The organism is Methylomonas sp. DH-1 (assembly GCF_046097555.1).
GTDB lineage: Bacteria > Pseudomonadota > Gammaproteobacteria > Methylococcales > Methylomonadaceae > Methylomonas > Methylomonas koyamae.
This window is the reverse complement of record NZ_CP143089.1, coordinates 3,613,452-3,633,693: the sequence shown is the minus strand read 5'-3', so window position 1 is coordinate 3,633,693 and position 20,242 is coordinate 3,613,452. Positions and strand designations below refer to the sequence as shown.

Here is a 20,242-nt window from a genome sequence, read left to right as displayed (position 1 = left end):
GTTTTACGCCAGTTTGGCTTTGATAAAACCGACCAATTCTGAAAAAGGCACTTCCTGGCTGTCGTGGTCGGTGCGGCCCTGGTATTCCACCGTACCGGAGTCCAGGCCGCGGTCGCCGATGACAATACGGTGCGGAATGCCGATCAATTCCATGTCGGAGAACATAAAGCCGGCCCGCACCTTGCGGTCGTCGAGCAAGACTTCGATGCCGGCCTCGGTCAGCTCCCGGTACACTTTTTCTACGGTATCGACCAGGCGATCGGATTTGTACATGTTCATCGGACAGATCGCGACCTGGAACGGTGCCAACTCGTTAGGCCAGATGATGCCGCGCTCGTCGTGGCCCTGTTCTATCGCTGCGGCGACGACGCGGGAAATGCCGATACCGTAACAGCCCATGACCATGATTTGGTTCTTGCCGGCTTCGTTGACGATGGCGGCGTTCATCGCTTCGCTGTACTTGGTGCCGAGCTGGAAGATGTGGCCGACTTCGATGCCGCGGGCGATGGTGATGTTGCCGACGCCGTCCGGGCTGGGGTCGCCTTCGCCGATTTGACGAATGTCGTGCAGCCATTCGTCCATTAAGGGGCAATCCCGTTCCCAGTTAACGCCGGTATAGTGGTGGCCGGCTTCGTTGGCGCCGCAGACGAAATCGCTCATGTTTTCTACCGCATAGTCGGCGATGATTCGGCCGAGGAAAGGTTTGTCTCGTTCGGTGATCGGTCCGATGTAACCCGCACGGCAGCCTAGGGCTTCCTCGACTTCATCGTCCTTGGCAAAATCGAAGTTGCCGATGATTTTGCTCAATTTGATTTCATTCAATTCGTGGTCGCCGCGCAGTAACACCATGTAGTACACGTTTCGCGCTGCGCTGTTTTGCGGATCGGCAGGGCGTTGTACCAAAATCAGGGTTTTCAGCACGTTGCTGGCGCTGGCGCCTAAGAATTCGCAGACTTCGGCGATGGTTTTTTTGCCCGGCGTTGGCGTTTTTTCCAGATTGCGGCTGGGTGCTGGCCGATTCAGCGGCGGGCGGCGCACCTCGGCTTTTTCGATGTTGGCGGCGTAATCGCTGGCGTCGGAAAAGGCGATGGCATCTTCGCCGGAGGCCGCCAGAACGTGGAATTCATGCGATACCGCGCCGCCGATGGAGCCCGAGTCGGCCATCACGGCGCGGAATTTCAAGCCGAAACGGTTGAAGATGTTGGTGTAGGTTTGATACATCACATCGTAAGTGGCTTGCAGCGATTCCTGGTCGAGATGGAAGGAATAAGCGTCCTTCATGACGAATTCGCGCGAACGCATTACGCCGAAGCGCGGACGGATTTCGTCGCGGAATTTGGTTTGGATTTGATAGTAGGTGATCGGCAGTTGCTTGTAGCTGCGCAATTCGTTACGGGCCAAATCGGTAATGATTTCTTCGTGGGTCGGGCCGAGGCAGAAGTCGCGCTCGTGGCGGTCTTTCATTCGTGCCAGTTCCGGGCCGTATTTTTCCCAGCGCCCGGTTTCCTGCCAGAGCTCCGCCGGTTGCAGGGCCGGCATCAATACTTCCAAAGCACTGGCTTTGTTCATTTCTTCGCGGACGATGTGTTCAACCTTGCGCAGTACCCGTAATCCCAGCGGCAGCCAGGTGTAGACTCCGGCGGCCAGTTTGCGGATCAGGCCGGCGCGTATCATCAACTGGTGGCTGGCGATTTCGGCGTCGGCGGGTATTTCTTTTACAGTGCTGAGAGGAAATTGGGAAGTGCGCATGGCGACCTTTGGTTTGGTTGATCAAAAGCGCTATTTTAACGGTTATTCGGGGAAACGACGCAGGTGCGAGCGGGATTAACTCTTTTAGATGCCGCTTGCCGTTGCCGTTGGAAAGGAAATTTGGGAAACTTGACCGGATAAAGATCGTTGCAAAGGAAGTTATGATTAAAGTTTTACTCGTTGACGACCATGAATTGGTCAGGAGCGGTATCGAGGCGCTGTTGGCTGCGGAGCAGGATATTTCCGTGGTCGGCGTATGCAATTGCGGAGAACAGGCGTTGCAACTGGTTGCTCAGGACCCACCGGACGTGGTTTTGATGGATATCAACATGCCGGGCATGGGCGGGTTCGAAGCTTGCCGCCGCCTGTTGCAAACCCAGCCGAACGCCAAGATCATTGCATTGTCGGTACATAACGACGGTCCGATTCCGCAACAATTGCTGAAACTGGGCGTGGTCGGTTTCGTGTCTAAAGCGTCGCCGGTCAACGAAATGGTCGCGGCGATTAAAACTGTCATGTCCGGGAAACGTTACTTGTGCCAGGATGTGGCCAGCAATCTGGCATTTCAATTTTTGCCGGGCGCCGACGTTTCGCCGTTTTTGCAATTGTCTCAGCGCGAGGCCGAAGTGGTGCGGATGATTCTGAACGGCAAAAGCATACAGGAAATGTCGGAAGCGCTGGCGCTCAGCGACAAAACCATCAATACCTACCGCTACCGGGTATACCGGAAATTGCAGATCAAAAACGATGTGGAATTGACCAGACTGGCGGTGAAATTCAATTATCTGGACGCCGTCTGAGGAATGGCGAGGGTTGGGTCGTTGGCCCAACCCTCGGCGGCGTTCAGACCAGAGTGCGGGCTTTGACGAAGGCTTCGCGGAAATCCAGAAACAGCGGGGTTTCGGTTTCCAACATCAGTTTCAACAGTTCGTGCTGGAGTTGGTACTTAACGTTGCCGACGGCCAAGGCACCGACGCCGACCGCATTCGGCGAATGCGCCGCAGCAGCCAATGGCGCCGCGAAATCGTTCAATTCTATGCCTTCGATGCCCAGCGGCGGTACCGCGTTGACGTCGCCGGCGACTTTGAGTTGTTTGGCTTGCGCCAGCACGGCAGAGTTGATGACGCGGATGCCGGCTTTCGCGGTGCAGAACACGATGTCGGCATCGGCAACCAGTTGGGCCTTCTCTTCGTCGTTGCGCGCCACGGCCGCACCCATACTGGCGCCGAAGCGCCGGTTGTATTGTTTGGCTGCGTCCTTGGCGCTATCGATCGACAAATGGTCCACCAGCAAGGTTTCGGCACCCTGTAGCGAAGCGATGACGCCGGTGGCGATCCCGACCGGGCCGGTGCCGCCGAATACCAACGCCTTCAGGCCTTTCAATTCCCGGCTATGGTGGTCCTTCAGCGCCTTTTCCACGCAGGCCACCAGCGCGGCGGCGGTGGTGCAGGCGCCGCTGGGGTCGGCAAATACCGAGACTTGAAACGGCGGAGCCATCGCCGGTTTGGTGGCTTGCAGCATGTCGATGGCCAGCCCCATATCGCGGCCGCCGATGAACAGCGCGGTGCGTTTGTTGCCGGCCGGACTCCGCGAAAATACCGCATCCTGCGTCAAATTGTGTATGTTCTCCAGTTTGACGTTGGCGTAAGGAACGAGCACGTCAAAACCGGCGTCGAGCGCCATGTTGATGTCAAACGGGCTGTTGTTCGGCATTGGGTCGAACATGTGGAGTATGCTGCGTTTTGCCATTGGTACCTTACCCTGTGTATGGTGGCGGACTGGACTTGGAGTCGGTTACTTGCTGGTTTTGATGAATTCGCGCGCGACTTCGAATGCATGCTCGAAGTGCAAAAACAGCGGCTGGTCGCTTTCCAGCATCCGTTTCAGCAAGCGGCTTTGCGCCTGGTACTTGATGTTGCCGATTGCCAATGCGCCGATGCCGACCGCACCGCTGGCCGAGCCGGCGATCGGTTTGCCGTTATCGAACGCGTCGACTCCGGCAATACCGGACGGCGGCACTGCGTTGACGTCAGCCGCGACCTTCAGTTGCGGCGCGCTCGCGATCATTTCGGCGCTGAGCAGCTCGATACCGGCCGCGCCGGTGGCGAACACGACGTCGGCGGTTTTAATGTATTCGGCTTTATCGGAATCGGCGCCGGCGGCAATCGAGATCTTACCGTCGCCGAATTCTTCGCTGCACAACTCGGCAGTGCGCTCGGCTCTATCCAGTTGGCGGCCGATGATTCGGACGTTGGCTCCGGCCTGGGCAGCGATCACCGCTGCGGCTTGGCCGACCGGGCCGGTGCCGCCCAGGGCCAGAACGTTTTTGCCCTGCAGCGTCGTGCCGAATTTATCGGCCAGTTCTTTTTCGACGGCGGCTACCATGCCGGCGGCAGTGGTGAAGGCGCCGCTGGGATCGGCGAATACCGAGACTTCGAACGGCGGAACCATGGAGTTTTTCGCCATTTTCAGCATGTCCATGGCTTGTTTGGTTTCGCGGCCGCCAATGAAAATCGCGGTGCGCAACAAGCCTTTCGGGCTGCGCGAGAAAATAGCGTCTTGAACCAAGCCCCGGACTTCGCTCGGTTCGACGTTAATATAAGGCACCGCTGAAATCCAGCCTGCATCCATCGCCATATTGACGTCGAACGGGCTCAGGTTTTTGGCTGTTGTCAGCATGTGTAGAATGAACGGTTTTTCCATGGTGGCCTCTTAGATTTTGATTAGCCGGTAAGTATAAAAGAAAAGGCGAAGCGATAACAATTTTAGGCTAAATGCGAAATTACGCCTTATTTCAGGCGGGCGGGTACATGCGGCTCGATGATTTGATACATCAATTGGTGCATTTTCGGATTGCCGGTGATGATGTTTCCGGACTGTAAGTATTTGTCGTTGAAAGAAAAATCGGTGGCGACGCCGCCGGCTTCCTGTACCAGCAACACGCCGGCGGCAATGTCCCATTCCTTGACGCCGATTTCCCAGTAAGCGTCCAGCCTGCCGCAGGCGACATAAGCCATATCCAGCGCGGCGGCTCCGGCGCGGCGGATGCCGGCGGCGTCGGCGCAGACGGCCTTGAACATGCCGAGATACGGCTCGATGTTTTCCATGGTCTTGAATGGAAAGCCGGTGCCGATCAAAGCCCCGCGCATCGTGTTTTGTTTGGTAACGCGGATGCGCCGGTTGTTCAGCATCGCTCCGCCGCCGCGTTCGGCCGTGAACAGTTCGTCGCGGGTCGGGTCGTAAATAACGCCGATCTCTAATTTATTCTTGTTTTTCAATGCGATCGAAACGGCATAGTGCGGGAAGCCGTGTAAAAAATTGGTGGTGCCGTCCAACGGGTCGATGATCCAGGTGTAATCGTTACCTTTAGTCTCGCCGCTTTCTTCCGCCAGGATGCCGTGGTCGGGAAATGCAGTGCGGATGACTTTGATAATTTCCTGCTCGGCTGCGCGGTCCACTTCCGAGGCGTAGTCGTTGCGGCTTTTTTGGTCTATCGTGAGCTTTTCGATATTGAGTGAGGAGCGTTGGATCAGATCGCCGGCGTTCCGCGCTGCGCGGACGGCTATGTTGAGCATCGGATGCATAATCGAGTTGAAAATGAGCAGTTGGAAAACGCCGATAGGATAGCAAACTTTGCTAGAATCGCCGCTTTTTCAAGTGCGGCAGGTGGGCATTGCTGTCTAATTTCAAAGTGGTTTTGGTCGAGACTTCCCATCCCGGCAACATCGGTGCCGTGGCGCGCGCCATGAAAAATATGGGCATGGATCAGTTGCGTCTGGTGTCGCCCAAGTATTTCCCTCATGCCGATGCCACCGCCAGGGCCTCGGGAGCCGACGATGTGTTGCGCCATGCCGGTTGTTTTGCTTCGTTGCCAGAGGCGTTGGCCGATTGCCAGATTGTTTTCGGCGCCAGTGCCAGAGACAGAACCATCAGTTGGCCCAGTCTGACCGCGCGCGAGCTGGCCGAAACCTGGGCGGCAACCGACGATGTTGCGCAGCCTAACATCGCTTTGGTGTTCGGCCGGGAAAATTCCGGCTTGAAAAACCACGAACTGGATTTATGCCATTACCTTTTGCGGATTCCGTGTAATCCCGACTACAGTTCGTTGAATCTGGCCGCGGCGGTGCAAGTGGTGTGTTACGAGCTGTTTGTGGCTGGCGGCAGGCAATCCGCCAGTACGATCGGCGACCGCGGCGAAGCGCCCCTGGCCACAGCGGTGCAAATGGAAGCGTTTTACGAACACCTGCAGCAAACCATGGCCGATATCGGTTTCTTGCATCCGGAACGGTCGCGTTCGATCATGCGCCGGTTGCGCCGGATTTTCAACCGGACTCAGCTCGATACCAAGGAGTTGGATATCCTGCGGGGTATTCTGCGGTTCTCGCAAAACCATAACACCAAGTAGGCGTATGTTCTCCCGACTAAAAGAAGATATCCAATGCGTGTTTGCGCGCGACCCCGCCGCACAATCGGTGTTCGAAGTCGTTACCACGTATCCCGGGTTTCATGCGGTGCTGATCCACCGTCTCAGCCATTGGCTATGGGGGCGCGGTTTTCGCTGGGCGGCGCGTTATGTTTCTTTCCTCGGCCGTTGGTTGACCGGGATCGAAATTCACCCCGGCGCTCAAATCGGCCGGCGTTTTTTTATCGACCACGGCATGGGCGTAGTGATCGGCGAGACGGCCGTGATCGGCGACGATTGCACGCTTTACCACAGCGTTACGCTGGGCGGTACTAGTTGGGATAAGGGCAAACGCCACCCGACATTGGGTAACGGCGTCGTCATCGGGGCCGGAGCCAAAGTGTTGGGGCCGATCGACATCGGCGACGGCGCCAGAGTCGGCTCGAACTCGGTGGTGGTGAAGCCGGTGCCGCCCGGCGTCACGGTCGTCGGCATTCCGGCGCATATCGTCGATGCCAAGGCCAAGCAAGACAAGGCGCGTCGAGATGCGATGGCGCAGAAAATCGGCTTCGATGCTTACGGTGCCACGGCCGATATGCCGGACCCGATTGCCAATGCCATCAATTTGATGTTGGACCATATTCATCATCTGGATCAGCAGTTGGATGACATGCAGAAAGTCTTGAGCGATGCCGGTATCGATTGCCGCCGCCACCAGGTGCCGAAGCTGGACGACTGCGAAATCAAGGATCAACCCTAGCCGCGTTGCCGGGCGGAGCTGCCGGGGGCGGAAGCGCAGCTAAAAACAGCCTGCAGACAAATACTTGACCAATTTAGTGGGTTTATTTATAGTCGCCTTTATTTTCATTAGTTTATAAGGGGTTTGGCATGCGGCTCACGACAAAAGGGCGTTACGCGGTTACCGCGATGTTGGATCTGGCTTACCACAGCCAGTCCAATCCAGTCACGTTGACCGACATTGCGACTCGGCAAACCATTTCGTTGTCTTATCTGGAGCAACTGTTCGCCCGCTTGCGCAAAGCCGGTATGGTCAAAGGCGTCAGGGGGCCGGGCGGCGGCTACACGCTGAGCCGCGGCGCCCGCGACATCAACATCGCCGAAATTATCGAAGCGGTCGACGAGCCGGTCGATTCGACCAAATGCGGCGGTAAAGCCAATTGCCATAACGACCAACCCTGCTTGACTCACGATTTGTGGATGGGTCTCAGCGAGCAAATTCGGGCTTATCTGAAAGAAATCAGTCTGGGGCAATTGTTGGAGCGGGACTTTGTCAGCGACGTCGCCAAGCGCCAAGGCCGGCAAGTCGAACACGTGATCGAATTGCAAACTCGCCAGGAAAAACGCAGCGCTTGATGATTTATTTCGATCACAACGCGACGACGCGTTGCGACGAACGCGTCGTCGAGGCTATGGCGCCCTATCTGGGCGCCATGTACGGCAATCCCTCCAGTCTTTATAAGCTCGGGCGTTTCGCCCGCACTGCAATCGACACCGCCCGAGAGCAATTGGCGGCGTTGATCGATGCTCCTGCAGAGCGCATTGTGTTTACCAGCGGCGGTACCGAAGCCAACGCCTTGGCTTTGGCCAATGCCCGCGGCCGCCGCTTGACTATTTCGGCGATAGAGCATCCGTCGGTATTCGAGAATGCAACTGCAAACAGACTGCACTACCCGGAATTGCGAACCGTCGCCGTCGGCGCCAACGGCCAGGTCCCGATTGGTAGCCTATTGGATTTGAATTGGCAGCCGGGCGATTTTTTGTCGCTAATGCTGGCCAATAACGAAACGGGGGCCTTGCAACAAGTCGCGGAGGCGGTGCAGGGATTAGGCCGTTTCGGAGTCAACCTGCACACCGATGCCGTGCAGGCTTTAGGCAAGTTGCCGATATCGTTCAGGCAACTTGGCGTCAAGCTATTAACGGTGTCCAGCCATAAGATTTATGGGCCTAAAGGTTGCGGGGCGCTGGTTGCCGCCGAAGATTTCGATCTTACCGCGTTGCAACGCGGTGGCGACCAGGAGCGTGGCTGGCGCGCCGGCACCGAAAACGTCGCGGCCATCGTCGGTTTCGGTAAGGCGGCCGAATTGGCAAAAGCGGAAATGGAGGCGCGTTCGGCCAAGCTGGCAATGCTGCGGCAGCGCCTGGAGCAGCGCTTAAAAACGATACCCGGGTTGGTAGTTTTCGCCGAAACAGCCGAACGATTACCGAACACCGTGCAATTCGGCATTGCCGGACTAAACGGCGAAATGCTGTTGATGCAATTGGATCAGCACAACATCGCCGTATCCAGCGGCTCGGCGTGTTCGGCGGCGTCAGGCGAAACCAGCCCGGTTTTGGCGGCCATGGGCATAGCGCCCGATTTGGCCAAATCGGCGATACGGGTCAGTTTGGGCAAGGATAATCACGAAACCGAGATCGATCGCTTTGTCGAGGCGTTGAACGCCTCGCTGGCAAGACAACAGGAGAGTTAATTCATGAGCATTACCGTTACAGAGAATGCCGCAAGGCAAATTCAAAAACAGTTGCAAAAGCGTGGCACTGGCGTGGGCTTGCGCTTGGGGGTCAAGGCGTCGGGTTGTTCCGGTTACGCTTATGTATTGGATTACGCCGACCAAGCCGAAGCCGATGACGTGGTATTCGACCAACACGACGTGAAAGTGCTGGTTAAGCAGGCGGATTTGGATAAATTGGCTGGTATTCAGTTGGATTATGCCAAAGAAGGTTTCAACGAAGCCTTCAAATTCAGCAATCCCAACGTCAAGGCAACCTGTGGTTGCGGGGAAAGTTTTTCGGTTTGAAAGTTGAAGGCGCCGGTGTCGATTTACCGGCGCCGCCGGCGCTTACTTCATATTGGCGCCGCAGTTTCCTTCCATTTTTTTGCCTTCCGCAGCTTTGTCGGCAGCCGGTGCGGGTTTGTTGCCGGCGCATTTGCCTTCGGTAGCGGCTTTGGTGTCGGTACTTTTTTTCATCATCGCCGCGCCGCATTTGCCTTCGCCGCAAGCGCCGTCTTTCATCTTGTCGGCGCCGGCCTCAGGTTTGGCTTCGGCAGTCACCATATAACCGGAACTCAATTCTGACAACGCAAACGGGTTGCTGTCGGCTTGCGCAATGCCGCCGGCCAGAGTGGGCAGTAAGCTGGCGCCCATTGCTACGGCCAACGGGGTTTTGTTTAATTTTTTCATAGTATCTCCAGTGGGAAAGCGTGGTTTTGTTTGATGGCTAATAGCCGGAAACTCGATCTTTCGGCTCGGGCTCGTCGGTAATATCACAAAAAAGCCCTGCAAAGTAAAGACGAGTGGATTCCCATCAACAGCAGTATACTTGGGCTCGAAATAAACCTGTTCCGCCAGATACCAGGGCCAAATTTGCCGCAGTTATGACTGAAAATAGACAGATACAACAGTTGGGAGCCGAAGTGTTGCGCCAACAGGCCGCGCCGATTGACGACTTTAACAGCTCTGAGTTCCGCGAACTCATAGAAAATATGCGTAGTGCAATGCTGGCCGCCAATGGCGTAGGCATTGCTGCGCCGCAATTGGGCGAATCGAAGCGGGTGGTCATCGTCGCCTCGCGCCCGACGGCGCGTTACCCGTTGGCACCGGAAATGGCGCCGGTTGTGATGGTTAATCCGCGTTTCGATGTGGTGGACGCTGCGATGGTTAAAGATTGGGAAGGCTGCTTGAGCGTGCCGGGCGTCAGAGCCTTGGTGCCGCGTTACCGTGCGGTCGAAGTGGAGTTTTGCAACGAATCCGGCCAATCCTGCCGTTTGACGCTACAAGATTTTCCGGCGCGGGTGTTCCAGCATGAGTTCGACCATTTGCAAGGCTTGGTTTACTTGGATCGGGTGGAAACCAACCGCGACATCATTGCCGAAGCCGAGTTTTTTAAGCGGATAGCGGGTCAGGAGCAAGCGGCATGAGATGGTTTGGCCTTGTATGCGGAATGGCATTGAGTTTCGCGGCGCAGTGCGCGCCGTTGTTGAAAGTGGAACAGGTTGCTCCCGGCATTTATCTGCATCTATCGGAACATCACTGGCCGGATCGCGAAAACCACGGCGAAATCGCCAACATCGGTTTCATCGTCGGCGACCGTTGCGTCGCGGTGATCGATAGCGGCGGCAGCCCGCAGCAGGGCATTGCCTTGCGCAATGCGATCAAGCAGACTACTGCAAAGCCGGTGTGTTACGTCATCAATACCCATGTGCATCCCGACCATATTTACGGCAATCGTGCTTTTAAAGAACCCGGGGTGCAATTCGTCGGCCACCATAAACTGGCCAGAGCAATGGCGGCCCGCGGCGACCATTACTTGAGCCGAGCTGCCGAACTGTTGGATATCCACGTCAACCGGGACAACATCATTCCGCCGGACTTGCAAGTCAAACAGACCATGGCATTGAATTTGGGGAATCGCGAGTTGTTGCTGACGGCACATTCGAGCGCCCACACCGACAACGATTTAAGCGTTTACGACAAAACTACCGATACGCTTTGGCTGGCGGATTTATTGTTTCTGGAGCATATTCCGGTCATCGACGGCAGCATCAAGGGCTGGCTGGCTGAATTGGAGAAGCTGGAAAAAAATAACTATAAGTTGGTGATTCCGGGGCATGGGCGCCTGGTTAGAGATTGGCCGGCGGCGATGTTGCCGCAGAAAGCGTATTTGTCGGAGTTGGTTACCGAGATCCGTGCCATGGTCAAGCAGGGCAAAACCTTGGAACAGGCCGTGGAGCAGGTCGGTTTGGCCGCAAAAAACCGTTGGCAGTTATTCGAGCAATTCCATCGCAAGAACGTGACGACGGCGTTTGCCGAGCTGGAATGGGAAGATTAAATCTATCGGGAGATTGATGCATGCATAAGTTTATAGCGTTGTTGTGTTTGAGCATTGCCATGGCGCTGCTGGCGCCGGGAGTCCGCGCCGAGGGCGACGACGAAACCTGGAATGCGGTGTTGAAAAGCCAGTTTTTCGCAGGCAAAACCATCGACGAGAACAACGCCGTGATCGAATTGGATGCGCCTTACCGGGCGGAAGATCCGGCGATCGTGCCGGTCAAGGTGGTCAGCAAGTTCCCGCAGAGCAAAGACAAATACATCCGCAAGGTCTGGTTATTCGTCGATAAGAACCCGTTTCCGTTCGTCGGCGAATTCGAGTTTTTCCCGGAAAGCGGCAAAGCCGATCTGGCAATGCGGATACGGGTCAACACTTACAGTAATATCCGTGCCATCGCCGAAACCAACGACGGCAAATTAACCATGACCAAAAAATTCGTTAAAGCCAGCGGCGGTTGCTCGGCGCCGATCGGAGCCGACCTCGACGAGGCGATGAAGCGGTTAGGCAAGGTCAAGTTCCGAATCGACGACGCTCTGCAAGCCGGCCAGCCGGCCCAAACCCAATTGATGATCAGCCATCCCAATTTGACCGGTATGCAGATGGATCAGATGACGCGGTTTATCCGGAAGTCGCACTTCATCGACCAGTTGAAAGTCACGTTCAACAACAAGCCGGTGCTCAACGCCAAAATCGATATCGCTATCAGCGCCGACCCGAACTTCAGATTTTATTTTGTTCCGGATAAGGCGGGAGAATTGAAGGCCGAATTTAGCGATATTTCCTGCGAATCCCCGACCAGCCGCAATGTCTGTAGCAAAGGTAGCGGTTATTCGCAAAGTTACGCCGTGAATCCTTAACAGCAATGCGTTACGTGCATATCAAGCCGATGCTTTTCGCCGCGTTCGCTCTGCTGGTTGCCGGCGATGTCCTGGCAATGCGCTGCGGACACCGTTTGGTTCAAGTCGGCGATTACAAAACGGAAGTATTGGAAAAATGCGGCGAGCCCGACTCGGTGGAACAGCGTCGGGCGATACGCGGTAGCCGTTTGCGCCATCCTTACGGCGCGCTGCAGATAGACCAGTTCGAAGAGGTGTTGATCGAAGAGTGGACATATAACTTCGGCCGGCGAAAATTCCAGAAATTGTTGGAGTTCGAAGATGGCGAGTTAAAGAAAATTCGCGACTTGGGATACGGTTATTAACTGCTGGAGCAAGCACTCCCAGCCAATCTAAGGGATTTGGTTTAAATCGGTGATCGCGTCGATTACCATTCCGCTGCCGATTGCGATCATCAAAATATCGGACGCTACTCGAGCCAATCTGTAACCTGTCGGTAGTGGGCCGATCAGATGTGGCGGTACTTCGTAATAGATCACATCTCTGGGTAACGGCCGGCCAATGGCCCATTTTTTTGCTTGTCCGGGCGGTAAGCAGCCGTTACGTTTTTTCTTGAGCCCCGGCGGGCAATTGGCGCTACGGTATTGTTGCGCGTAATATTCCCTTATGGCCCGGCGATCGGCGTCGCTGAATCGGTAGCCTTGATATTGGTAGGCTTCGTGTCCGCCTGAGCGGTCTTTGGCATGTTGATGTGTACTGGTGTGGGGGGGATGGCCGCGGCCATGCCTGGCATTTTCTGCGATTACACCGGGCGCGGAAACTAAAAGGCATGCTGCTAACAAGTGCGTCAGTTGCTTCGTAGCGTTTGGAATAATATGCATGTGGTTCGCTCCATTGTGCAAAGGTATCGGACAAAGCCCGAAGTTTGGATTAAGATAACCGAGCGGTTAGAGTGTGTGCCGAGCCGGTCAGCCGGAGAAAGAGAGCTTTGGTTAACAAGCGATACTTTTCCGGCATGAACGAAAGGATAATATAAAAGCGCTAATATATTTTGCTTCCATTTTTCGGGAAAAAGAATATAATTGTCGATTCGAGTATGTGGCAGTAACAAGCGCATTAACAATGTAGGGAGATAGTATGCTTATCTTGACTCGTAGAGTGGGAGAGACCTTGATGATTGGTGACGATGTTACTGTTACGGTTCTCGGGGTAAAAGGTAACCAAGTAAGAATTGGGGTTAATGCGCCCAAAGACATCTCGGTTCACAGGGAAGAGATTTACGAAAGAATTAAGAAAGAACAATCCGAGGCGGGCAGCGTCGAGGGTTGATGCAGTTTTAGGAGAGATGGCCGAGAGGCCGAAGGCGCTCCCCTGCTAAGGGAGTATGTGCCAAAAGCGCATCGAGGGTTCGAATCCCTCTCTCTCCGCCACTAATTAAGAAAGTAAGTAACAAGAAAATAAAGTTTGACACGGAGTTTAAAAAAAATAATAATAGGCGGCTCAACAAAGCGCCCGTAGCTCAGCTGGATAGAGTACTCGGCTACGAACCGAGCGGTCGGGAGTTCGAATCTCTCCGGGCGCGCCATTATTGAGAAGTTTAAAGATATTAATCCCCTGTAGCTCAGTCGGTAGAGCGGGTGACTGTTAATCACTAGGTCGGCGGTTCGAGCCCGTCCGGGGGAGCCAAATAAATCAAAGGCTTGCTGCGATGCAGGCCTTTTTTTTGTTCGCTCGGGACATTGGTGGGACAATTATTGGCAACAAATCATAGAAATTCATAACATTTGGCTGTGTGCCTAAATTGACTGGCTATGATGAACCTTACCTATTCACACCCTCCGCTATCGCTTTGTTTAGATAAATCGTCGATGTAGCCAGCATTGGTGAGATCGGCAAGGTGTTCAGCGGTTTTCAAAAATACCTGTATTACGAGTTCAAAGCTGTACCGTAATTCTCATCGCTTTCATACCGATATCATCTCCTTGATCCCGCTCCGGCAGGATTACCCGCCGTTTTCGTCTGAGATACGGCGCCTTTCTGTTCTCGCGTCTTGATTTGTCCGTTTTTGATGGTGGGGATCGCCGCCGCGCACCTCAAGCCGCCGTACTTTTAATAATCCCCTGCCGGCTGGCGAGCAAAGTCATTTCCGACATGGTTTTCACGCCCAGCTTTTCTTTGATCGCCGTGCTGTGGTTGCAGACGGTTTTGTAGCTCAAACATAGTTTCTCCGCCGCTTCGCGGGTGCTGAGGCCGTTGGCCAGCAGGCAGAAAATGTCGAATTCGCGCGGTGAAAGCGATTTGATCTTGTAGGACTCGTCCTGGCCCACCGCCATGTTTACCGCCAATTGCTGGGCCAGGTCTGGGTCGATGTAGGTGTTGCCTTCGGCGATGGCGCATACCGCGGTGACCAGCGTGTCCGGCTCGTTGTTTTTGGTGATGTAGCCCCTGGCGCCGGCTTTGATGGCGCGGGTGACGTAGACCAGTTCGTTGTGAATGCTAAAGATCAGGATGCGGCAGGCCGGGTGCCGGCTCAGCAGGCGCCTTACCGATTCCAGGCCGCCCAGGCCGGGCATAGACAAATCCATCACGACGACATCCGGCGTATGCCGGGAGTAAATCTGGCAGGCGGTTTCGCCGCGGTCGGCTTCGTAGATTTCGCCGATGCGTTCGGACAGCGACAGGTAGGTCTTGTAACCGGCTCGGACCACGGCGTGGTCGTCGACCAATAACACGCTGATTTTGTTTGCCACAGGCAATACTTCCTCTTTCGCGGATTGTGTAAAAGCTGGTCCGGTAACCCGATGGGGCGGACCTGCTTTTCATAATGCCGCGTTTTCGCCCCTGAAACCATGGGAGCTTTTCCCGAATATGCCGTTTGCGGCGCTGCCGCGTTCTGGGAAAGATTCCAGGCGTTTTTCCGCGATTTTCCCGTGTTTTTCATGGATTATTCCGTAACGCCGGGCCGGGCGGTTTCTTTACCATTTCCCGCCAGCATGGCCCGGTAGGTCTAAGTCAATGATGTGTGCGAATTGATCGAGACTGCTGATCTGAAAAAGTCAGGAGATTGCCGGATTGCGGCATCTCGCGTTAACGGATAAACGCCAAAATCAATGCGCATCTTGCTATTGATTTTGCCCGGATACGCCGGGTGCGTATCCGCTTTTAACGGAAGGCTCCCCTAACCAACCGATTTGCCGGGCCATGCACTCTAATAAACAACTTAGGAGGATTCATGCAAATTTCACGGTTTGCCAAGCACGTGGCGACATCGGCCGTATTGACCGGGGCAGCGTTGAGCGTGCCGCAGTCGGCGCAAGCGAATAAAGAGCTGGAGCAACTTTCCAAACAAAACACCAATTGGGTGATGCAGACCAAGGATTACGGCTCTACCCATTTCAGCGAGATGATCGACATCAACGCCAATAACGTCAAAAACCTGAAAGTGGCATGGTCTTTCTCGACCGGCGTACTGAACGGCCACGAAGGCGGCCCGCTGGTGGTGGATGGCATCATGTACGTGCATACCCCGTATCCGAACAATGTGTTCGCGATCGATTTGAACGAACCGGACAAAATCCTGTGGCAATTCAAGCCCAAGCAAAACCCGGCGGCCCGTGCCGTCGCCTGTTGCGACGTGGTCAACCGCGGTTTGGCCTATGCGCCGGCCGGCAAGGATTATCCGGCCACGATCTTTTTGAACCAGTTGGACGGCCATGTCGTCGCGCTGAACGCCAAAACCGGCGAGCTGCGCTGGAAAATGGAAAACTCCGACATCGCCATGGGCTCTACCTTGACCGTGGCGCCGTTCGTCGCCAAGGATAAGGTCATCGTCGGTTCCTCCGGCGCCGAGTTGGGCGTGCGCGGTTACGCTACCGCTTTCAACATCAAGGACGGTAAACAAGAGTGGCGGGTGTATGCCACCGGTCCCGACGAAGACATCAAATTGTCCAAAGACTTCAACAAAGCCAACCCGCATTACGGCCAGTTCGGTCTGGGCCTGAAAACCTGGGAAGGCGACGCCTGGAAAATCGGCGGCGGCACCAACTGGGGCTGGTACGCTTACGACAGCGACCTGGAAATGCTGTACTACGGCTCAGGTAACCCGGCACCGTGGAACGAAACCATGCGTCCCGGCGACAACAAATGGACCATGACCATCTGGGGCCGCGACATCAATAGCGGCGAAGCCAAATTCGGCTACCAAAAAACCCCGCATGACGAATGGGACTATGCCGGCGTCAACTATATGGGCTTGTCCGAGCAAGTAGTGGACGGTAAAAAGCGCAAGCTGCTGACTCACCCGGACCGCAACGGCATCGTCTACACCCTGGACCGCGAGAACGGCGATCTGATCAATGCCTTCAAAATCGACGACACCGTCAACTGGGTCAAGAAAGTCGATCTGAAAACCGGCCTGCCGGTGCGCGATCCGGAATATTCGACCCACATGGACCACCAAGCCACCGGTATCTGCCCGTCGGCGATGGGTTACCACAACCAGGGTATCGAGTCTTACGATCCGAACAAGCAATTGTTCTTCATGGGCGTCAACCACATCTGCATGGATTGGGAACCGTTCATGTTGCCTTACCGCGCGGGTCAGTTCTTCGTCGGCGCGACTTTGAACATGTATCCGGGGCCTAAAGGCACGCTGGGTCAAGTCAAAGCGATGAACGCGGTGACCGGCAAAATGGAATGGGAAGTTCAGGAGAAATTCGCGGTCTGGGGCGGCACCATGGCCACCGCCGGCGACTTGGTGTTCTACGGCACCCTGGACGGCTACATCAAAGCCCGCCATTCCAAAACCGGCGAAGAGCTGTGGAAGTTCAAACTGCCTTCCGGCGTCATCGGCCACCCGATCACCTATAAACACAACAACAAACAATACGTTGCGATTTATTACGGTGTCGGCGGCTGGCCCGGCGTTGGCTTGGTGTTCGACCTGGCCGACCCGACCGCTGGCTTGGGCGCGGTGGGTGCGTTTAAAGAGTTGGCGCATTACACCCAAATGGGCGGCGGCGTGATGGTGTTCTCGCTGTAAATCACCCTCAACCCAACCCCTCTCCCTGGGGGAGAGGGGCTCAATCCTCGGTTGCTGATAGGCGTTTTCATTCAGCCACTATTTCCGGCGAAACGAGTGCCTAAAGCACCCCTCTCCCGCTGGGAGAGGGTGAGGGGACTGAGAGAGGTAGGGTACGCATCGCGTACCGGTTTAGATATTGTGATTGTTAAGTCGAACAAGGTACGCGATGCGTACCCTACAACTGGACATATATCCGTGAAAAAAAAGATACACATTTTTACCGCTTTGGCGTTGGGTATAGGTTTCGCAACGGCCCAAGCCGAGCAACCGGCGTTGAAAGTCTGCACCGCCGAAAACGAAATGCCTTATTCCAATAAAAACGGCGAAGGTTTCGAAAACAAACTGGCCCAATATGTCGCCGAGCAGTTGGGCCGTAAGCTGGAAACGGTAAGCTGGACCGATCCGCGCTACTTCATCCGCGATTACCTGGATAAAGGCTTGTGCGACGTGGTGATGGGCGTCGATGCCGGCGACCCGCGCTTGCTGACGACGGCGCCGTACTACCGCTCCGGCTACGTTTTCATCAGCCGCGAGCAGGACGGTTTGGATTTGCAGAACTGGGACAGTCCGGCGCTGAAGACCGCCAAACGCATCGCCTTCGCGCCCGGCAGCCCGGCTGAAACCATGCTGAGGGCAATAGGCCGCTACAACGACATGTTCAACTACCAGCAGGAATTGGCCGGTTTCAAGTCCAAGCGTAACCAATACGTCAAGTACGACAACGACAAACTGGTCAACGAAGTCGCTTCCGGCAAAGCCGAAATCGCCATTCTGTGGGGGCCGGCGGCGGCGCGTTACGTCAAAGCCGCGGCGACGCCGCTGACGATGACGCTGATTCCGGACTCCGCCAAACGCGCCGACGGCGAAAAAGTCGGGTTCCACTACAGCACCGCAATCGGCGTGCGCAAAGGCGATACCGCATTACTGGAACAGTTGAACAAAATCGTGCGCGACAAACAGGACGATATCGAGGAGCTGCTGGAAGCGGAGGGTATTCCGCTGCTGGACCAACCCGAAACCGCCTTGTCCATGAACTAACAGGAATCATTAAATGAAATTGAAGACATTTTTCAACGGCGTTGCACTGACTCTGTCGCTGGCCGCGATTTCCGCAGCCCAGGCCGACATTACCCTGCGCCACGCCTTGACCGGGGAAACGCTGGATTTGAGCTTCGCCAAGAAGGGCGGCAATACCGACAAATTCAAGCAATTCATGCAAACCGGCAAGAACCCGTACAACGGCGACGCCGAAGCCGCCAAGAAAGGCGAGAGTCTGTACATGACCGGCTGTTCCGGTTGCCACGGCCACGAAGCCGAAGGCAAATTGGGCCCCGGTCTGGCTGACGACTACTGGACTTATCCGCGCGGCCTGACCGACCAGGGCTTGTTCGAAATCCTGTTCGGCGGCGCCAACGGCATGATGGGTCCGCAGTACGTCAACTTCAGCACCGACGACATGCTGCACATCATGTCCTTCTTGCGCAGCATTTATAAAGGCGATCCGAAAAAGGCGGAGTGGTTGAAATAATCACCCTCGCCGCGGCCCCTCGCCCAAAGGGAGAGGGAAGGTTGGTAGGGTCCGCAATGCGTACCCTACGGCCGCTAGAGCACGACGGTTATCCAATAAATTATCAGGAGATCAACATGAACAAATTAGTATTGTTAGGCACTGTGTTACTGGCATTGGCTTTGTCCGGCACCGCTAAAGCCTATGACGGCACCAAATGCAAAGAAGCCGGCAACTGCTGGGAACCGAAACCGGGTTATCCGGCACAAGTGGCGGGCAGCAAATACGACCCCAAACACGATCCGAACGAGCTGAACAAGCAAGCCCAGTCGATCAAGGAAATGGAAGCGCGTAACGCCAAGCGGACGGAAGTTCTGGCTAAAACCGGAAAATTCGTTTACGACGTGGAAGGTCAATGAGCTCAACGATGAACCGCAGGCCGATTTAGGCCGATAAGCGTTGTCGGCATGTTCATCGCGCAGGCCGCCGGCAAAACGGCGGGCTTTAACGAACCCTTAGGAAGCCGCCAGGGACGGCGGGGCCTAATTCCCGCGATTGCCGATCATAAACCTGTTAAGCCGGTTACTGTTATCCGGTTCAGGCTGAGCGTAGCGAGCAGCCGTAGGCCGGAATAAGCCGCCAGGCGTTTCCGGCATTTCGGCACAGTCCGAAACGCGACGCTGATTCCGGCCGGCCTCCCCAAGCGTTTTCGGCAACGGAATGTTCGGCAAATGCATCCCTAGAGGATAGAAATACTCCGCTCCGGCAAAGCAATGCGCCGGGGCTTTTTTACGATTATGAATTCAGAACATCAACTCAGCGACCGCTGCGAACAGGCCCTCAATTTCGAGCGGCACATCAACCGCATCGTGATCGGCCAGCAGGCCGCAGTACGCAATCTCATCATCGCGGTGTTCGCTCGCGGCCACGTGTTATTGGAGGGCCAGGTCGGCGTCGGCAAAACCACCTTGCTGCGTACCGTGGCCCAGGGTTTGGGCGGCCGCTACCAGCGTATCGAAGGCACGATAGATTTGATGCCGTCCGACCTGGTGTACTACACCTATCTGGATCAGGACGGCCGGCCGCGGGTCGACCCCGGACCGTTGCTGAAGCAGGGCGAGGAACTGGCGGTATTCTTCTTCAACGAAATCAACCGCGCCCGACCGCAAGTGCATTCGCTGCTGCTGCGGGTGATGGCCGAGCGCGCCGTCGGCGCCTTCAACCGCGAATACCGGATGCCGCATATGCTGGTATTCGCCGACCGCAACCGGGTGGAGCGGGAAGAAACCTTCGAATTGCCGGCCGCCGCCCGCGACCGTTTTCTGATGGAAATCAACATCGCTGCCCCCGGCGACGACGCGGTACTGGACCAATTGATGTTCGATCCGCGTTTCCACGACGTCGATGCCTTGATCGGAACGATGCCGGAATCGGCCATCGGCTACCAAAACCTGAACGCGCTGGCCGAGTCGATTCAACAGCGGGTGCAGGCTGCGCCGGCGCTGCACAAATACGCGCTGGAGCTGTGGCAAGCGACGGCCGAGCCGCAGGCTTACGGCATCAGCGTCAGCGACGTCGACATCGGCCAACTGCTGCAGTCCGGCGCCAGTCCGCGCGGTATGAGCTACCTTATTCGCGCCGCCAAGGTCAGAGCCTGGCTGGAAGGCCGCGACAATTTGTGGCCGGAGGACTTGCAAGCGGTTTATGCGCCGACCATGAGCCACCGCCTGTTCTTAAACCCGATTTACGCCTATCGCCGGGAGGTTTTGCTTCCGGAACTGGTCAACCAAATCTTGCAGCGCATCGCCGCACCTTAA

The 20,242-nt window shown here is 55.8% G+C and carries 23 protein-coding genes and 3 tRNA genes; 19 read left to right on the top strand and 7 right to left on the bottom strand.

Annotated elements, in window-relative coordinates; translation table 11 throughout:
• Nucleotides 1-3: 3 nt before the first annotated feature.
• Nucleotides 4-1,749: a proline--tRNA ligase gene (locus tag VXJ35_RS16540; protein WP_064022408.1), complete on the bottom strand. Its 1,746-nt coding sequence runs from the start codon at nt 1,747-1,749 to the stop codon at nt 4-6.
• A gap of 161 nt (nt 1,750-1,910) precedes the next feature.
• Between VXJ35_RS16540 and VXJ35_RS16535 the strand changes: the two genes are divergently transcribed.
• Nucleotides 1,911-2,549 (top strand): response regulator, encoded by a 639-nt coding sequence (locus VXJ35_RS16535; protein WP_054758184.1) that lies wholly within the window; start codon nt 1,911-1,913, stop codon nt 2,547-2,549.
• Between the two features lie 43 nt (nt 2,550-2,592).
• Here VXJ35_RS16535 and VXJ35_RS16530 read toward each other — a convergent pair whose 3' ends face one another.
• From VXJ35_RS16530 to VXJ35_RS16520, 3 genes are all read right to left on the bottom strand, one after another.
• Nucleotides 2,593-3,498, bottom strand: coding sequence for an NAD(P)-dependent methylenetetrahydromethanopterin dehydrogenase (locus VXJ35_RS16530; protein WP_064022407.1), 906 nt, complete (start codon nt 3,496-3,498; stop codon nt 2,593-2,595).
• 45 nt (nt 3,499-3,543) lie between these two features.
• A complete protein-coding gene (locus VXJ35_RS16525) occupies nt 3,544-4,452 on the bottom strand; it encodes an NAD(P)-dependent methylenetetrahydromethanopterin dehydrogenase (protein WP_064022406.1) in 909 nt (302 codons plus the stop codon).
• A gap of 86 nt (nt 4,453-4,538) precedes the next feature.
• Nucleotides 4,539-5,333 (bottom strand): inositol monophosphatase family protein, encoded by a 795-nt coding sequence (locus VXJ35_RS16520; protein WP_054758186.1) that lies wholly within the window; start codon nt 5,331-5,333, stop codon nt 4,539-4,541.
• 89 nt (nt 5,334-5,422) lie between these two features.
• On the opposite strand from VXJ35_RS16520, the gene VXJ35_RS16515 reads away from it, so the two are divergent.
• The 5 genes from VXJ35_RS16515 (at nt 5,423) to VXJ35_RS16495 (ending at nt 8,967) form a co-directional block, all read left to right on the top strand.
• The gene (locus tag VXJ35_RS16515) at nt 5,423-6,154 is read left to right on the top strand and encodes an RNA methyltransferase (RefSeq protein WP_064022405.1); all 732 of its coding nucleotides are present in this window, start codon (nt 5,423-5,425) and stop codon (nt 6,152-6,154) included.
• Nucleotides 6,155-6,158: 4 nt separating this feature from the next.
• Nucleotides 6,159-6,911 (top strand): serine O-acetyltransferase, encoded by a 753-nt coding sequence (cysE, locus tag VXJ35_RS16510; RefSeq protein WP_064022404.1) that lies wholly within the window; start codon nt 6,159-6,161, stop codon nt 6,909-6,911.
• Nucleotides 6,912-7,039: 128 nt separating this feature from the next.
• Nucleotides 7,040-7,525: a Fe-S cluster assembly transcriptional regulator IscR gene (iscR, locus tag VXJ35_RS16505; RefSeq protein ID WP_064022403.1), complete on the top strand. Its 486-nt coding sequence runs from the start codon at nt 7,040-7,042 to the stop codon at nt 7,523-7,525.
• The gene (locus VXJ35_RS16500) at nt 7,525-8,640 is read left to right on the top strand and encodes a cysteine desulfurase family protein (protein ID WP_064022402.1); all 1,116 of its coding nucleotides are present in this window, start codon (nt 7,525-7,527) and stop codon (nt 8,638-8,640) included. Before iscR ends, VXJ35_RS16500 begins: the two co-directional genes overlap by 1 nt.
• Nucleotides 8,641-8,643: 3 nt before the next feature.
• Nucleotides 8,644-8,967, top strand: a complete 324-nt coding sequence (locus VXJ35_RS16495) for an iron-sulfur cluster assembly accessory protein (protein ID WP_064022401.1) — start codon at nt 8,644-8,646, stop codon at nt 8,965-8,967.
• A 42-nt stretch (nt 8,968-9,009) separates the two neighbouring features.
• Here VXJ35_RS16495 and VXJ35_RS16490 read toward each other — a convergent pair whose 3' ends face one another.
• Entirely contained in the window at nt 9,010-9,351 is a 342-nt protein-coding gene (locus VXJ35_RS16490; RefSeq protein ID WP_054758189.1) for a hypothetical protein, read from the bottom strand.
• A gap of 194 nt (nt 9,352-9,545) precedes the next feature.
• Between VXJ35_RS16490 and def the strand changes: the two genes are divergently transcribed.
• The 4 genes from def to VXJ35_RS16470 are packed head-to-tail and all read left to right on the top strand — an operon-like array spanning nt 9,546 to nt 12,200.
• Nucleotides 9,546-10,088, top strand: coding sequence for a peptide deformylase (gene def, locus VXJ35_RS16485; RefSeq protein ID WP_064022400.1), 543 nt, complete (start codon nt 9,546-9,548; stop codon nt 10,086-10,088).
• A gap of 23 nt (nt 10,089-10,111) precedes the next feature.
• Nucleotides 10,112-10,999 carry a quinoprotein relay system zinc metallohydrolase 2 gene (locus VXJ35_RS16480; RefSeq protein WP_231914771.1) on the top strand — a complete coding sequence of 296 codons (888 nt, stop codon included), beginning with the start codon at nt 10,112-10,114 and terminating at the stop codon, nt 10,997-10,999.
• Nucleotides 11,000-11,019: 20 nt separating this feature from the next.
• Nucleotides 11,020-11,856 (top strand): quinoprotein dehydrogenase-associated SoxYZ-like carrier, encoded by an 837-nt coding sequence (locus VXJ35_RS16475; RefSeq protein ID WP_064022398.1) that lies wholly within the window; start codon nt 11,020-11,022, stop codon nt 11,854-11,856.
• 5 nt (nt 11,857-11,861) lie between these two features.
• On the top strand, nt 11,862-12,200 hold the full coding sequence (locus VXJ35_RS16470) for a DUF2845 domain-containing protein (RefSeq protein WP_054758193.1): 339 nt from the start codon (nt 11,862-11,864) through the stop codon (nt 12,198-12,200).
• A gap of 27 nt (nt 12,201-12,227) precedes the next feature.
• On the opposite strand, the gene VXJ35_RS16465 is transcribed toward VXJ35_RS16470, so the two are convergent.
• Complete coding sequence (locus VXJ35_RS16465; protein ID WP_064022397.1) at nt 12,228-12,716, bottom strand: hypothetical protein; 489 nt, start codon at nt 12,714-12,716, stop codon at nt 12,228-12,230.
• Between the two features lie 256 nt (nt 12,717-12,972).
• On the opposite strand from VXJ35_RS16465, the gene csrA reads away from it, so the two are divergent.
• From csrA to VXJ35_RS16445, 4 genes are all read left to right on the top strand, one after another.
• Complete coding sequence (csrA, locus tag VXJ35_RS16460) at nt 12,973-13,164, top strand: carbon storage regulator CsrA (protein WP_054758195.1); 192 nt, start codon at nt 12,973-12,975, stop codon at nt 13,162-13,164.
• 10 nt (nt 13,165-13,174) lie between these two features.
• Nucleotides 13,175-13,265: transfer RNA gene (locus VXJ35_RS16455), tRNA-Ser, on the top strand.
• A 78-nt stretch (nt 13,266-13,343) separates the two neighbouring features.
• Nucleotides 13,344-13,420, top strand: a tRNA-Arg gene (locus tag VXJ35_RS16450).
• Between the two features lie 25 nt (nt 13,421-13,445).
• Nucleotides 13,446-13,521: transfer RNA gene (locus VXJ35_RS16445), tRNA-Asn, on the top strand.
• Nucleotides 13,522-13,928: 407 nt separating this feature from the next.
• Here VXJ35_RS16445 and VXJ35_RS16440 read toward each other — a convergent pair.
• On the bottom strand, nt 13,929-14,585 hold the full coding sequence (locus VXJ35_RS16440; RefSeq protein ID WP_054761450.1) for a response regulator transcription factor: 657 nt from the start codon (nt 14,583-14,585) through the stop codon (nt 13,929-13,931).
• Between the two features lie 482 nt (nt 14,586-15,067).
• Between VXJ35_RS16440 and VXJ35_RS16435 the strand changes: the two genes are divergently transcribed.
• The 5 genes from VXJ35_RS16435 (at nt 15,068) to VXJ35_RS16415 (ending at nt 20,242) form a co-directional block, all read left to right on the top strand.
• A complete protein-coding gene (locus tag VXJ35_RS16435; RefSeq protein ID WP_064022396.1) occupies nt 15,068-16,876 on the top strand; it encodes a methanol/ethanol family PQQ-dependent dehydrogenase in 1,809 nt (602 codons plus the stop codon).
• Between the two features lie 237 nt (nt 16,877-17,113).
• Complete coding sequence (gene moxJ, locus VXJ35_RS16430; RefSeq protein ID WP_064022395.1) at nt 17,114-17,956, top strand: methanol oxidation system protein MoxJ; 843 nt, start codon at nt 17,114-17,116, stop codon at nt 17,954-17,956.
• A gap of 13 nt (nt 17,957-17,969) precedes the next feature.
• Nucleotides 17,970-18,446 carry a cytochrome c(L), periplasmic gene (moxG, locus tag VXJ35_RS16425; protein WP_064022394.1) on the top strand — a complete coding sequence of 159 codons (477 nt, stop codon included), beginning with the start codon at nt 17,970-17,972 and terminating at the stop codon, nt 18,444-18,446.
• A gap of 116 nt (nt 18,447-18,562) precedes the next feature.
• Entirely contained in the window at nt 18,563-18,844 is a 282-nt protein-coding gene (locus VXJ35_RS16420; protein ID WP_054761452.1) for a methanol dehydrogenase [cytochrome c] subunit, read from the top strand.
• Nucleotides 18,845-19,222: 378 nt separating this feature from the next.
• Entirely contained in the window at nt 19,223-20,242 is a 1,020-nt protein-coding gene (locus VXJ35_RS16415; protein ID WP_054761438.1) for a MoxR family ATPase, read from the top strand.